We start from the raw sequence: 13326 nt of genomic DNA, 5'->3' as shown, positions 1-13326 counted from the left end.
GGGCCCGGCGGCATCGGCGTGTCTTCACCGGACGGTGAGGCCACATGCGAGAAACCACGCCAACGCTCAAGGCTGTCGAATGGGTCACCAACCACGGCGAAGCCCACGGCCAGCTGCTCGTCCGAGGCAGCACGCTCGACGAGATCATCCGGCACGCTCGCGCGGAGCTGGGGAGCGGGCGGGTCCGGCTCAAGATCCACCCGGGCTGGTGGCGCACCGAGCGCTGCCGGTGCAGGCGGACCCTGGCCAGCTCCAACCACCCCGCCTGGCACTACCACCCGGCCGCGGCGACCGACCCCAGTGCCTGGCGTGGCGCCGAAGTACGCCTCGTGCTCGCCAGCCGGTGCTGAATCAACGGACCTCGGCGTGGCCCTGTCTTCGTCACACCGACAGTTCGGAGACACCGTGGACGAATACAACGAGCACGACCTCGACCACGCCGCCACCTGCGCGGCGCAGCGCTACGACATCGACATGGACCAGGCCCGCGACATGGTGGGCATGGTCGCCGGCGCGCTCGGCGACGGCGGCGACGCGATCGACGACGTCGCCTGGGACGTGCAGGACCGCGACCCCGGCATCGACGGTTCGGACTTCGTCGAGGACGTCGCGACCAACCTCGGCTACGACCTCCCATGACCACCGGCCTGGACGACGGTGCCGAGGACTACCTGGTCCTGCAACGGAAAGGGCAGCTGTTCCCTGCGATCACGCTCGCCGCCTACCGGCTGCACCGGCTCGCGGTCTGGCGTGACCGCGCCGCGGTCGACCCGACACCGGCGTTCATCGCACTTGAGGACGCCGTCGTCCAGGCCACCTTCTTCGGTGACGAACTCCTCAACGGCAGGCTCGACGATTTGCTCGCCGCAGCACGGTCCTTTGTGGACACTGTGCGGACGATCCAGGGTGCCAGCCGTCCCGGTTTCGGGGGTGCTGTGGAGGAATACCACCGCGGTGACGATGACGCGGCCCGGCGGCGGCTCCAGGACGCGATCGAGTGTTTCGTGGCCGCGGCGCGCGCGGATCTCCGCATCGCTGGGCCGTGGCGGTCAGCGTTCGGGGATGCGCCAGCGCCGTGATGAGGGATCCCAGGTTGCTTCCGTGTAGAGCCGGTTCAGGTCCGGGAAGCCGGTGTCGGTGGTGAGGTCGAGGATCAGGCAGTCCTGCCAGCCCGGCCAGTAACCGTCCCAACGGTCGTGACCGCACCGATGCCCGGCAGTGCAGCCGCTTCGCTGCAGGCCCGTCTTCATGCAGCGGGCGACGTCGCAGGTTCGAGCGTGCTTCTTGTCCACAGTGGTGCCACAGCCCGGACACGCCTTTCGGAAGAACGCCTTGATGTCCATTGCGGATCCTCCTCAACCTTGTGTACTTAGTTCTCTTGGTTTACGGTAGGCAAACTGTGAGAACTAAGTCAACGAGGTTTAGGGGGTACAGTCATGCAGCACCGCGCTGGCAAAGCAGGAGCAGGAGACCCGATCAACGCCGAGTGCCACGCCCTGAAGATCGCGGTCAAGGTGACCGAGGCCTGGCACAAGGGCGGTGGCCCGGACTGGCCGGAAGTCCCGCTGGGAGTGGTCGCCACCCTGGCCGTGGCCAGTCTGAACGCAGAGCCGACGGCCGGGTTCGCCGAATGGGTGCAGGCTCGGTCGCCAGCCGAGTTTTTTGCGCTGGCCCGGCTGGTGTGGCGAGGGGTGCTGCTCCGGCAGCCGGACGTCGTCCGCATGGCCGCGCCGATGCTCGGCTGGCTGGGCGACGAGGACGAGAAGTTCGCCGACCGCGTCAAGCGCACCGCCGACGCCGCTCTCGCCGCCGGGCAGGTCGAGCTGACGACCGGCGATCGCGGATTCGACGCCGACCTTCTCGGCCCCGTGCTGGGCGCCCTGCGATCTCCGGCGGCGGCGCAGGTCAACGCCCAGATGTACACGCCCGGCGACGTCGCGTGCGCCCTGACGTCGGTCATGCTGGGCGACCTTCGGCCAGGCCAGGTGTTCTGCGACGACACGGTCGGCACCGGCGGGCTCTTCCGCGCGGCGGCGCAGGTGATCCGCGGCCGCGGCCTGAACCCGGCGACCATGACCTGGTACGGCGCCGACATCGACGAATTGGCGGTCGCGGCCGCCGCCGTCAACAGCCTGATCTGGCAGCTCGGCCCGAACGTCGTCCTCTACGTCGGAGACCCGCTGGCCGACGCCGACTGGTCGGCGACGGCCGACCGGCAGAAGGCGCAGTTCCACGAGCAGGTCGACGTTCTCCGCCGCGTGCTGGCGGCACTGGAGCTGGGGAACACGCCGATCTAGGTGCGCAGGTCGTGGCAGGAATCCCTGCTAACTTCGGTCAGTGGGCGACGGCCAGCGCAAGATCACCGACGGTCCTCCGGCGAAGCCGGATACGACGCACCGCTACGTCGACATGGTCGAAATCGCCGGCTGGTTCGGCATCAGCCACCGGGCGGTCGCCAACTGGCGCACCCGCTACGCCGACACTCACCCCTTCCCCGAACCCGACGTCATCGTCGGCCGCACTCCCGGGTGGTCCAGGAAGCGCCGACCCGAGATCGAGACGTGGGCGGCCGGTCGCCCCGGGCCCGGAGTCGGAGGCGGGCGACCCCGCAAGTCGTCCTGACGGCGGGTGCGCGGTGGGATTCTCCGCGCCGCTGCGGCGGTGGTCTGCAACCGCGGATTCGATCCGACCGAGGTGCCTTGGTTCGGTGCGGACACCGACGAACTCGCCGTTGCCTGCGCCGCGGTCAACGGCCTGCTCTGGGTCTCGGTCCCCGCGTGGTCCTGGCCGAATTGGCCTGACGAAGCGCTGCGTCGGCGAGCGAAGTTCCTGAAGCAGCTCGACAGCCTGGCCCCGGGTCCAAGCGCTCGCCTTCCTCAGGCTGCTCTGACCTGGTGCGCCGGCGGCCCGGCGGGCGAGTCCGGATGTCGCGCTGCTCGACGTGCAGATGCCCGGTCGCGACCGGCTCGCGGTCATCGCCGAGTTGCGGCCCGCGATGTTGGCCTGCCGCGTCCTGATCTGCCCCACGTTCAGCCGGCCCTGGCTACCTGATTCGCGCGATGTGCCCGGGTGCGGCCGGGTTCGCTGGGCGCACTCAGCGCCACGTTGACCTATCGGCAACGCGCGAAGGTGCGCGTGGGGAAGGTGCGGCCGCACCATATCCGCCGAAGGTCGTAATTTCGTGACGGATGTGCCGCCCCGTCGGCGGTATCCTCTGCGCGGCGTTCGCCACGTACGTGGTCAGGGGAACGTCCGGTCGCGACCGAGCCGGTGCCGAGCCATTCGACTTGCCCGTGGTTCCCGGAGCGCCGCCTCTGCTGGCGGTGACGCGCGCACGCCACTCGCGCGACTTGATCCGGAGTACCGAGATCTACGCGCGGGTCGTCCTCCGGGGCGTGTCCACCGCACACGTGACAGCGACCGGCACGACGTCGGACGTGGTCGGCGCCGTCAATTTCGTGGTCGGCGAGCGCGACCTCGCGCTGCTGCGCCGGGTCGTGCCCGAAACGATGGCGTTCGCCGGATTTGACCGGGATCGCGTGGGTGGATGACGTGGTGCTGTTGTGCTGGGTGCCGAGAGCGGAGAGCCGGGCGGAACCGTCAGCGAAGTCCGCTTCGGCCTCGGCAGGTGACGCCGGTCCCTGTCTCCGGGGAGACTGCTCGGCGGCATCACGATCCGGTGTCGGTCGTAGCGTTCGCGCGGGGCCTGCGACAGTTTTCATGAAGGCTGGAAAAGCGTTCGCACGTGGATCGAGTGGAGAAAATGGTGAGGATCGCTCTCCGGGAGACCTTCCGATACATCAACGAGCCGCTGCACGTCGACGAGGACGCGCTGGCTCTCCTCGGCAACGCGGAGATCATCGAGGAAATCCGGAGTCGTATCGCCCATTCTCGCGGTGGCGCGTTCCTCGTGGCTGGCTTTCGCGGTGTCGGAAAATCCACGTTGGTGTTGCGCGCGCTCGAGCAAATGCGGCGCGAGTCGGATCCTGGCACCGCGGTCCTGCCGGTCGTGTTGAGTGTCGCGCGGTCGACGACGACCGACCGGCTGCTGTTCGCACTGGTTCGCCGAATATTCGAGACGCTGAACGATTCAGCTGTTTTCAGCCACCTTTCGCCGAAAACCCAGCAGTCGTTGCTGCTGGCTTACATGCGCACCTCACTGTCGTTCAAGGAAACCCAGACCAAGGCGACGGAGAAAGGCGGCTCGATCGAACTCGGCGGCGCTGCCGGGAAATCGGTCGCCAGCGTAGCCGTTCCGAAAGTGAACCTGTCCGCCAAGCGGACTCGTTCGCTGGCGACGGAAGCGTCCTTCCTGGCGTACTCCGAGACTGATGTGGAACACGATCTCATGCGCATCATCTCGCTGCTCAACGCGGACAGCGCGCTCAGTCGGGGGTCCAGATCCTGGCTACGCCGGCTATGGGCGCGACGGCGGCACCGCTCATCCCGGCTGCACCTGGTGATCGTCCTCGACGAAGTCGACAAGCTGACCACCGGTGAATCAGGTGTGGCCGCGATCGAAGAACTGCTCAGCGGCCTGAAGAACGTGCTGACGATGGTCGGTGCGCACTTCCTCCTGATCGCCGGCCCCGACCTGCACGACCGCGCGATGAAGGACGCCAGCCGTGGCAACAGTGTCTACGAAAGCGTGTTCTCGTGGCTGACCTACGTGCCGTGCACCTGGGAGGCTCCTGAACGCTTGCTGGACGCGGTTGTCTCGGAAACCGCGGAGGAGAAGCCGGTCGGCGAAATCGCGCTCCTCGCGAATTATCTCAAGTTCAAAGCGCGTGGTGTGCCGCGGCGCCTGCTGCAGGAGTTCAACGCGTTCATGACCTGGGACGGGAACCAGCCTTTCCTTTGCGTTGATGAAACCGAGCGGCGTCGTCTCGAGTTCTACGCCCGACTGGAGGAAATCCTCGCGGACTACTTCGTGTCCGACCGCCATGAGCAACTGTTCCCTGCCTCGCTGGACCAGGACAGGCGCCGTCTTGGTGCGTACTACACGGTGGACTGGATAGTCCGCAGTGCTGGGGATCCCTTCACGGCCACGGACTTGGTACGCGAGGGGGAGGATGCCGAGCTCGATCCCCTGCTCCAGCTGTCGCAGCGCGTGGTGGAGCGGCTGCTCGGCCATCTGGTGAAATATCAAGTCGTCGAAATCGTCAGGTCGCAGGACTTCAGTGCGGTGGTGATCGGCGACGTGGCGGAAGCTCAACTGACTGTCTACAAACTCGCCGACAACGCAACTCGGGCGCTGCTCGGATTCGCCATCCACAACGAGAGCGAGCGAGCTGTCCTCGAAGGCTCGCGATTGACGTTCCGGCACATGGACGTCTCGGAGGTCAGCGTTGCGGAAGAGTCGGTTCTGGGGATCCGGACGCTCGGCTCGCGCTACGAACTGCGTTCATTGCTCGGTCAAGGCGGTATGGGCACGGTGTACCGCGGGCGTGATCTTGGCACCGGGCTTGAGGTCGCGATCAAGGTTCTCCGTCCTGCCATGGCCATGAACGAGCAGGCGGTGGCCCGCTTCCGCCGGGAGTCGGCGATCGCGTCCACGATCAAGTACCCGCAGATCGTGCAGACCTACGACGTCGTCGCGGACTCTCCCGACGGCTTGGCGCTGGTCATGGAGCTGCTGCCCGGGCGCACGTTGCGGGCAGAGGTCGATGCCGAGGGGCCGTTGGGAGCGGTGGCCGCGGCGAAGCTGGGTCTCGCCCTGGCGGGTGCGCTGAACTACCTCGAGAACCGGGGCCTCGTCCGCATCGACCTCAAACCGTCCAACGTCATGATGCACCCGGATCGGGGGCCAGTGATCATCGACCTCGGACTGGCCCGGGAAGTCGAAACCGCCGGCACGCGGCTCACCTTCACCGGCGGCATCGTGGGAACCCCGATCTACATGGCACCGGAACAGCTCAACGATCTTCCGGTCGACGTCAGAGCTGACATCTACTCCCTCGGTCTGCTCCTGTACTTTTCGTTGGCGGGCCGAGTTCCTTGGGAGGGTGATCGAATGGTTACCATCTTCGCCCGGATCCTCAACGATGACATCGACGTGGACAAGCTCCCGGTTTCACCGGAGTTCCGGGCGGTGATCAAGCAAGCGACCGATCGTGACCGCGAAAAGCGTTTTGCGCACGCCGTCGACCTCAAAAGCGCTCTGGAAGCCGTACCTGAACTGGCTTCCAGCTAGAAAATCAAGCGGCTCACGCGGCGGTACGATGGTGCACTTCGGGTCGTCGGCCGAAACCTTGCCCGGCGTGGTGAAAGGACTTCCCCGGCCCGGACGTACTTGCCCGCTTCGCCGCTCCGATGGGTTCGGTCACGATGTTGCGGGCAGGCTGGTTGGCACGACTGGGGTTGGCGACGAGGCCGAGACCACCGGCCGCCGTCGGGCCGGAACCTACGAAGACGTACGGCATCTCCCGGTGCGTGCCAGGCGGGGACCGTTGTGTTCATCGGTGAGCCGGTCTTGAACACACGGAACATTCTCAGGGGGCCGCTGGCAAGACGATCTTCGGGACAAGTGGGACATTCAACCCCGAGATTTCCTGGCCCGACGGGCCTCATGCTGTTCGCCGAGCCGGCGGCCGAGTACGTCCGCGAAGGTGGGATGGGCTCGACGTCGCACTGGCCGAGCCGGCGGGCAAGCGCACGTCCGGCGGGAGATGGGTTCGTCACCAGCCGACGTTGGCAGACTGCCGGTACGTCTGCCATTGGGTGGCGGCATCACGCAGGGCGAGCTTCCACGGCTGCGGGTCCTCATCGGCAATCTGAGCCCAAAGGCGCACGTTCACGGCAACGAAGGTGTCGAGCCCGGCTTGCGTCGCATGGCTCCAGACGGGGAGCTCGTGGGCCCAGGCTTCGGCGGCGGCCGGGGCGTGGCCTTCGGCGATGAGCCAAAGGGCCGCGCACGCCGGGTCGATCCACCCGGCGCCGAGCGTGGGCCAAGCCCAGTCGACGAGCCAGGCACGGCCGCCGCTGATGAGGATGTTGTTCGGGTTGAGGTCGGTGTGCAGCAGGTGGTCGCCGGCCAGCAGCGCGAGGTCGGCGTCCCCGGCGAGTCCGGCCCACCGTTGCTCGATCCGGCGCAGCGGCAGTTCCGGTCGGACGAGGTCACCCAGCCGCGTGAGGCTGCTCGCCAGGGCGGCGAGGTCGGGGGAGCCCGGAGCAAGGTCGGCGGTGCGGCCGGGGAGGTGGTCGAAGCCGAGCAGGTTCCAGCCGCCGGCATCCAGCTGCCAGCGCAGCCGCGGCGCGATGCCGGTGGTGTGCGGAGCGATCGCGGCCTCGCGCTGGTGACCACGGATACGGGGATGATCGCTCGGCGTTGCCTTGACGAACACCGCGGTGTGGTCGGTGTGCAGCACGGCGGCGAACGTGGAGTTCAACCCGCTGCCCACCGGTTCGATGCGACGGATGGTCCCGATCTCGGCGGCGACCGCGGCACGCGCCACCGCCGGCAGGACGTCGAACATGACGCGTCCGCGGGTGCCCATGGACGCCCCGACGCCGGACTGGGTCACGCGGACACCGCGCAGGTGAAGCCCAGGGTGGTCAGCCCTTCGGAACGGAACAGTCGCTCCGACGGCCCCCTGACTGCGGCCTGCAGCAGCTGGTAGCGCGCGCCGTGCCGCGCGCCCCAGGCCGAGCCCGAGCGCCACAGCGCCCGGCCGTGCCCCCGGCCTCGGTGGCGAGGCGCGACCCCGAAGTACTGCGGCAGCAAGGTCAGCGTCCCGGCACGATCGGGCATCACGGTGAGCGGCCCGATCGCCCCGACGATCACATCGTCGTCGACCGCGACGAGGATCGGACCGTCCACCCGGCCGGTGCGCCAGCGGCGGTGCAGGAAGCCGAACCCGGTGTCCAGCAGCTGCTCGGCCAAGTCCGCGAAGGTGTCCTGCACTCGAGGCGGGCAGGCGTCGAGTTCGACGGCTTCCGCAGGGATCGAGAGAGGGGCGCTGACGAAGTCCTTGAGCAGTATCCGCGTCACGCCGGCGTCCGTCTGCGGAGGTTCGGCGGTGAACCAGAGGAGGCGGCCGGACGCCGCGCCGTGGCCGGCGCACCAGCGGCGAGTCGCCTGGCGGAGGGCTGCGATGTCGGGTGTGGCCGGGCTGTAGACGTGGATTTTGATCATGCCGGTTCCGCGGTGCGAGAGCGTGGGGAGGATCGTGAGGTCGGGGCGGTGGACGATCTCGTCGACGAGCACGCTCTCGGACTTGGCTGCCGACCAGCGGCGCTCCTTGTCGAACGGCAGTATCTCCCCGGTGTGCGCGACCGCGACGACGTCGTCGAAGATCTCCGGGCCGAGTGTGTCCGGGTGCACCGGTCCCAGGGTGGGGACGACGGGCGCCTGCAGCACGCGCCGCAACCAGCTTGGCCGGAATCGCATGCCGGCACGCTACCCGGCTGCGTTGGGCTGCTCGGTGACCTCGGGCGTGGAACACGCCGGAGGTCACCGAGCGGGGTGCTAGTACGGGTTGTCGTCACCGGCGTTGCAGCTGCACTTCGACGACTCGACGAGCTCGTCCAGGTGCTCGACGAACTCGATGTCGGCCGGTCCCTGCGGTGCGACGAGCGGCACGGGGACGGTAGTGCCGCTCGGGTCGCGCCGTTCGAGCGGGACGAGGACGGCGGTCATGGTTTTCCTCCTCTCGATTCATCGGTGCTGGCAGTAGGTCCTCAGCGGCGCCTTCGCTTTCCGGTACAGGGTCACCAGCGGCATGCAGGTGCCGCAGCTGCCCTGCAGCCCGCAGCCGGCGCAGCCGCCCTGGCGCAGCAGCAGCCGGTCCGCGATGCCGCCCAGCCGCGCCAGCCCAGGCAGTCCTTCCTCGAGCAGCGGCACCTGGGGGTCGCGGCCGACTTTGCAGATGCTGGCCATGCCGTGCGGGTCGACGTGGAAGAACGTGTGGCCGGCATGGCAGCCGGTGAACGGCTTCCGTTTTCGCAGGTACTCCTGCGACTGAGCGGGCAGGCTCTCGGCGCCGCCGTAGATCGTGGGCGACATGTTCGAAAACACGTGGTGCGGTAGTTCGTAGCGTTCGGCGAGCGCCTTCATCGCGTCCAGCTCGTGGGCGTTGTGCTGGGTGACGATCAGGTTCAGGTTGAGCGGCAGGCCGGCCTCGTGCGCGGCGGCCAGGCCGCGGGAGAACTTCGCGAACGAGCCCCGGCGGCGGGTCAGCCCGTCGTAGGTCTGCGCGGTGGCGCCGTAGACGCTGATCGTGAGCCGGTACGGCCGGCACCGCGTCAACAAGTCGAGGACTTCGGGCCGGGCCAGGCGGGAGCCGTTCGAGGAGATCGACAGCATCATCCCCAGCTCGAACGCCCGCTGGTAGACCTCGGGGAACAGCTTGTCGATCAGCGGCTCGCCGCCGGTCAGCTGCAGCCACAGCACCCCGGCGTCGGCGAGCAACTGCAGCAGCCGTTCCCGGTCCGGCCAGGACAGTCCCTCGAACCGCTTCAACCCGAGGTAGCAGTGCTCGCAGTCGTAGTTGCAGCCCAGGTTCAGCTCGTAGGAGGCGCGGCCGTAGGCGTGATCTGACTGAGCGCGGACGAGTACGACGTCGCCGGTCCGCCGGCCGGTGGGATCCAGGTCCGGCCAGCGTTGGCGAATTGCATCGACGAGCCAGCGCGGGCACTCGTCGGCGGTGGCCGCGGACGACAGCTCTTGCCACAGCCGCACCGGCAGCCGGATGCCCGACTCGCTTCCGGGACGCAGCACGAGGTATTCGTCGAGGAACGGGCTCGCGATGACGTCGTACACGGAGGCTCCTTCAGAGGATTGGGCGGCCGGTGAAGCGGCTGTCTTCGATGGCGGCGATCGAGGCGTGGATCTGGTCGGCGTCCGGCGCGGGCAGGGCGCCGTTGAGCACGACGGTGAGGCTCCGGCGGCGGATGTCGATGAACAGCGGGTCGACGTCGTCGGCGCAGGCGTCGCTCACGACGGCCTGCCAGTGTGCGAGATCTTCGTCCGGGCCGAGGTCCTCCCAGCGCGCGATCGCCCACTTGCCGCGCCGCAGCTCGCCGACGAGGTCATGGAGTTCGGAGACCCAGTAGGGCGCGGCGACGTTGGTCATGGCGTGACCGCCGGGGTGAAGCCGGCGGGGATGCGCCAAGCCGGGTGCGGGTCGATGAGAGCCCGGTGCATCGTCCGCGGTCCGGTGAAGGCGGTGCGGCCGTGCAGCCAGCGGCGGTTGTTGACGACGTAGGCGCTGCCGGGTGCGGTCGGGACGGTGATCGAGTGGCGGTCGACGACCTGGGCGAGCACGCCGAGCCACCGCTGGGTGTGCGGCGCGAACCGGGCCAGGCCGTCGCGCCGGAGCCGGACGCCGACCAGCCCGCCGGGGCCGGGTTCGAAGACGTTTCCGACGATTCCGGCCGCGCCGCCGAAGTAGGCGCCACGCTGCGTTGTCAGGTCGGCCAGAGCGTCCGGCGCGGTCGCTGCGAGTTCGGCGTGGACGGCGCGTCCGTCGACCAGGACGCAGTCGCCGCCGCGGTCGGCGGGCCGGACGCAGGTCATCGCTACGAGCAGTGGGGGCCGAGGCAGGTCCGAGCAGTCGGTGTGCGCCGCCAAGGCGTGGCTGCTGAACCCGACCTGCCCGGCACGCGGACGAACCGCGCCGCGGTCGGAGATCACGGTGAGGCCCGAGCGCGTGCTGTCCCGGTGCGGCACGAGCCGGCCGAGCCGGACGGCCAGGTGCAGCATCTGCTGTTCGGTGTGCACGCCGTCGAACAGGGCGATGCCGTCCCGGGCCAGCACGGCGGCCACTTCACCGACGCCGCCTGCCGCGCCGATGTCGACGCGGCACTCCGTCAGCGCGGTCATCGCCATGGTGGCATCCCTTCGGTGGTGGTTCGTCGGTTCGGCCAGCACATCGGGTCCGGCAGCTCGGCGTCCACTGACAGATCGTCAACCCCGCGGCGGCGTGGACTACGACCGCGCGCTGCTACGGTCGGTGACAGCGGTGGTGCTGAGGGCAGGAGGCTGGTGCCGGTGGCGGAGTCCCGATACCCGGTGTCGATCAAGGGCGTGCTGATCCGGGACGACCGGGTGCTGCTGGTCCACAACGAGCGCGACGAATGGGAGCTGCCCGGGGGCCGGATCGAACCGGGGGAGACCCCCGAGCAGTGCGTTGCGCGGGAGATCTCCGAGGAGTCCGGGCTGCCGGTCGACGTCGCGGAGATCCTCGACGCGTGGGTGTACCACATCGCCGTGGCCGGCAAGGACGTGTTCATCGTGACCTACGGCTGTACCTGCGCGTCGGACGCGGCGCCGGTGCTCAGCCACGAGCACAGCCGGATCGCCGAGTTCGCCGAGCACGAGGTGTCCGGGCTGCGCATGCCGGACGGGTACAAGCGCTCGATCGCCGCCTGGTTCGACCGGCTCCGCACGCTGCAAGCCGCGCGGTAGCGACCATGGCCGGCTGCGAACGCTGCGGGACGGCCCTGGGCCGCTACGTCCGCGGCGCGGTCTGCCCGGCCTGCCGCGCCGCGACCACCAGCCTGTCCCTGCGGCCGCCCCGGCTGGCGCCCGCGGTCTGGATGTGGTCCGACCCCGCGGCCGCGGCGGCACTCGGCTCGCGGGATCTCGCGTCCATCCTGCGCGCTTACCGGGCGGCGAGCGGGCTGAGCCAGGAGGCCCTTGCCGCGCTGCTCGGCTACGACAAGTCCTACGTCGCGCTGATCGAAACCCGCAAACGCACCCCCGGCGACGTAGCCGGGCGGCGGCACATCGCCCGTGCCCTCGGGCTGCCGTTCCACCTGTTCGGGGTCACCGACCCGGACGACGCCGACTTCGCCGCGCTGGTGCAGTTCGGCGACAGCGTGGTGCGGCTGGCCGAGATCGCCCGCCAGTCCGGCCGGGCTGTCGAAGCCGTCAACGAGCTGTGGCCGCTGGCTGCTCGGCTCGAGGCCCGCGCTGCTGAAGGGCGCCTTGAACGCGACACCTTGTCCCTGCTCGCGTCTGCGCGCCTGGCTCTCGGCGTCTCCCTCGGTACGGTACTGCCCGAGGAGCGCCTCACCAGCGCCGCGGCCTGGACTGGCAAAGCCCTCGTCCTGGCCCGCCACCTCGACGATGATGAATTCCTGGCGGACACGTTGCGGATGCACGGCAATGAGCTCCGCAAAGCAGGTCGCCTCCACGCCGCCGTTGCTCGGCTGGAACGTGCTGCTGCCGTGTCCACGACCGCGGCGGGGCACGGTGCTGCGCTCGCGCTGCTCGCCCGAGCTGCCGGTGACGCTGGATTGCCGGACCAGTTCGCCGGCGCCATCGACGGCTGCCGACGACGCCTGGATTCAGCGACCGGGACCGAACTGCTGCTCAACCCCTTCACGCTGCGCGAAATCCACGCCCGGGGCTTGCTTGCCCTGAACCGGCCGCACGACGCATTTCGAGTCCTCGACTCGGTTGCAGGAGAACCCGCCGCACCGCAGTGGCAGGTCATCGAGCGAGTCACCGCCGGAGAAGTCCTCGCCGCGACCGGCGAACAGGCTGGCGCCGAGGAAGCCCTGACTACGGCGATCGCGACAGCCGAGCAGCGCCGCCTGCCGCACCAGCTGCAGCGAGCGGTCCGCGCCGCCCAGCACGGCCAGCTGCCTGCCATCGCCGAGGCCGGCCGGTTTGCACTACAACGTCTTCGCGGCCTGCTCTCGCCCGCTGCCTAGCGGCCAGCTACCTCGGCGAAGCCGCTTGGGCGGTCACCAGCAGGTAGAACCGCCAGCCTTCGGGTGCGCCTCCGTGTACCGCTTGATCGCGGCGCAATTCCCGGTGAGCCCGCTGTAGTCGTCGAGGGTGCCGAGCTCGCCGCCGGGCACGGCCTCGGCGTACACGCCGGGCGCGAGCTGAACGACCTGGTCGCCGCCCATTGAGGACGCGTACCGCTTGTCGATCTTCGGCTTGGGCACGAATTGCGTGAGTTTCGGGTGCGGTTGCCACGCGATGTGGCCCCTGCCCGGTACGCGGCGATCGTGTACGCGGTTGCGGGAGTCCTCGACGCGGCTGGCGTCGTCGTCACTTCCTCGATCGCCGTCGATCATGTCGCCTGCGACACGGACCTGAACGCTGCGTTCGACCGTTTCAGTGCCGCGTACCTTCACCGGATTAGTCATCGTGTGTCCAGATCCAGCTCATCGGCCGTCAGTTCGGCGCTTCCACCGGCTTCGCCGTCCCCGGCTCCATGGTGGCCGGCACCGGCGCCGGCTTCATCGACTCGAGCCACATCGCCTGAATCCTGACCTCGCCGCGGGCAACGGCTGGCGTCTCGCCGCCGCTACGATGTCGGTCCACCGGACCACACTGCGCCTCATCAGTCCGCGAAGGTCTGCGGAGTG

General features: G+C 69.0%; 17 protein-coding genes and 1 pseudogene. 10 read left to right on the top strand and 8 right to left on the bottom strand.

What is annotated here, in order from left to right; genetic code table 11:
• Nucleotides 1–44: 44 nt before the first annotated feature.
• Genes EIY87_RS35945 through EIY87_RS35935 form a run of 3 tightly spaced genes read left to right on the top strand, consistent with a single transcriptional unit; the run spans nucleotide 45 to nucleotide 1079 of the window.
• Entirely contained in the window at nucleotides 45–350 is a 306-nt protein-coding gene (locus EIY87_RS35945; RefSeq protein WP_125314418.1) for a hypothetical protein, read from the top strand.
• A gap of 55 nt (nucleotides 351–405) precedes the next feature.
• Nucleotides 406–639 (top strand): hypothetical protein, encoded by a 234-nt coding sequence (locus EIY87_RS35940; RefSeq protein ID WP_125314417.1) that lies wholly within the window; start codon nucleotides 406–408, stop codon nucleotides 637–639.
• The gene (locus EIY87_RS35935; RefSeq protein ID WP_125314416.1) at nucleotides 636–1079 is read left to right on the top strand and encodes a hypothetical protein; all 444 of its coding nucleotides are present in this window, start codon (nucleotides 636–638) and stop codon (nucleotides 1077–1079) included. The genes EIY87_RS35940 and EIY87_RS35935 overlap by 4 nt, the downstream gene beginning before the upstream one ends.
• Here EIY87_RS35935 and EIY87_RS35930 read toward each other — a convergent pair.
• On the bottom strand, nucleotides 1050–1343 hold the full coding sequence (locus EIY87_RS35930) for a hypothetical protein (RefSeq protein WP_125314414.1): 294 nt from the start codon (nucleotides 1341–1343) through the stop codon (nucleotides 1050–1052). The two genes, EIY87_RS35935 and EIY87_RS35930, sit on opposite strands and share 30 nt — an antisense overlap.
• Nucleotides 1344–1436: 93 nt before the next feature.
• Here EIY87_RS35930 and EIY87_RS35925 point away from each other — a divergent pair, with 93 nt between their 5' ends.
• From EIY87_RS35925 to EIY87_RS35910, 5 genes and pseudogenes are all read left to right on the top strand, one after another.
• A complete protein-coding gene (locus tag EIY87_RS35925) occupies nucleotides 1437–2297 on the top strand; it encodes an N-6 DNA methylase (protein ID WP_125314413.1) in 861 nt (286 codons plus the stop codon).
• Nucleotides 2298–2337: 40 nt separating this feature from the next.
• Nucleotides 2338–2622: a hypothetical protein gene (locus EIY87_RS35920; protein ID WP_125314411.1), complete on the top strand. Its 285-nt coding sequence runs from the start codon at nucleotides 2338–2340 to the stop codon at nucleotides 2620–2622.
• Nucleotides 2623–2902: 280 nt separating this feature from the next.
• Nucleotides 2903–3083, top strand: a pseudogene (locus tag EIY87_RS49180) (DNA-binding response regulator); the annotation flags it as partial.
• A gap of 105 nt (nucleotides 3084–3188) precedes the next feature.
• The gene (locus EIY87_RS35915) at nucleotides 3189–3551 is read left to right on the top strand and encodes a hypothetical protein (RefSeq protein WP_125314410.1); all 363 of its coding nucleotides are present in this window, start codon (nucleotides 3189–3191) and stop codon (nucleotides 3549–3551) included.
• A gap of 194 nt (nucleotides 3552–3745) precedes the next feature.
• Complete coding sequence (locus tag EIY87_RS35910; RefSeq protein ID WP_125314408.1) at nucleotides 3746–6193, top strand: serine/threonine-protein kinase; 2448 nt, start codon at nucleotides 3746–3748, stop codon at nucleotides 6191–6193.
• A gap of 484 nt (nucleotides 6194–6677) precedes the next feature.
• On the opposite strand, the gene EIY87_RS35905 is transcribed toward EIY87_RS35910, so the two are convergent.
• The 6 genes from EIY87_RS35905 to EIY87_RS35885 all read right to left on the bottom strand — a co-directional run bounded on the left by EIY87_RS35905 (nucleotide 6678) and on the right by EIY87_RS35885 (nucleotide 10828).
• Nucleotides 6678–7475 carry a protein kinase family protein gene (locus tag EIY87_RS35905; protein ID WP_125314407.1) on the bottom strand — a complete coding sequence of 266 codons (798 nt, stop codon included), beginning with the start codon at nucleotides 7473–7475 and terminating at the stop codon, nucleotides 6678–6680.
• Between the two features lie 44 nt (nucleotides 7476–7519).
• Complete coding sequence (locus EIY87_RS35900; protein WP_125314406.1) at nucleotides 7520–8389, bottom strand: GNAT family N-acetyltransferase; 870 nt, start codon at nucleotides 8387–8389, stop codon at nucleotides 7520–7522.
• A 78-nt stretch (nucleotides 8390–8467) separates the two neighbouring features.
• Entirely contained in the window at nucleotides 8468–8638 is a 171-nt protein-coding gene (locus EIY87_RS47870) for a hypothetical protein (RefSeq protein ID WP_158641430.1), read from the bottom strand.
• Between the two features lie 18 nt (nucleotides 8639–8656).
• Nucleotides 8657–9760: a radical SAM protein gene (locus EIY87_RS35895; RefSeq protein WP_125314404.1), complete on the bottom strand. Its 1104-nt coding sequence runs from the start codon at nucleotides 9758–9760 to the stop codon at nucleotides 8657–8659.
• A 10-nt stretch (nucleotides 9761–9770) separates the two neighbouring features.
• A complete protein-coding gene (locus EIY87_RS35890) occupies nucleotides 9771–10073 on the bottom strand; it encodes a hypothetical protein (RefSeq protein WP_125314402.1) in 303 nt (100 codons plus the stop codon).
• Nucleotides 10070–10828 (bottom strand): TauD/TfdA family dioxygenase, encoded by a 759-nt coding sequence (locus EIY87_RS35885; RefSeq protein WP_125314400.1) that lies wholly within the window; start codon nucleotides 10826–10828, stop codon nucleotides 10070–10072. The genes EIY87_RS35890 and EIY87_RS35885 overlap by 4 nt, the downstream gene beginning before the upstream one ends.
• A 162-nt stretch (nucleotides 10829–10990) precedes the next feature.
• Here EIY87_RS35885 and EIY87_RS35880 point away from each other — a divergent pair, with 162 nt between their 5' ends.
• Together EIY87_RS35880 and EIY87_RS35875 are read left to right on the top strand one after the other, a co-directional pair.
• Nucleotides 10991–11407, top strand: a complete 417-nt coding sequence (locus tag EIY87_RS35880) for an NUDIX hydrolase (RefSeq protein ID WP_191984393.1) — start codon at nucleotides 10991–10993, stop codon at nucleotides 11405–11407.
• 5 nt (nucleotides 11408–11412) lie between these two features.
• Nucleotides 11413–12660, top strand: coding sequence for a helix-turn-helix domain-containing protein (locus EIY87_RS35875; protein WP_125314397.1), 1248 nt, complete (start codon nucleotides 11413–11415; stop codon nucleotides 12658–12660).
• A gap of 33 nt (nucleotides 12661–12693) precedes the next feature.
• Here EIY87_RS35875 and EIY87_RS35870 read toward each other — a convergent pair whose 3' ends face one another.
• The gene (locus EIY87_RS35870) at nucleotides 12694–13104 is read right to left on the bottom strand and encodes a hypothetical protein (protein WP_125314396.1); all 411 of its coding nucleotides are present in this window, start codon (nucleotides 13102–13104) and stop codon (nucleotides 12694–12696) included.
• Between the last annotated feature and the right edge of the window lie 222 nt (nucleotides 13105–13326).

It is taken from the genome of Amycolatopsis eburnea, from assembly GCF_003937945.1.
Classification (GTDB): domain Bacteria; phylum Actinomycetota; class Actinomycetes; order Mycobacteriales; family Pseudonocardiaceae; genus Amycolatopsis; species Amycolatopsis eburnea.
The sequence above is the reverse complement of the archived record's forward strand: the minus strand, read 5'-3'. Positions and strand labels throughout refer to the sequence as shown.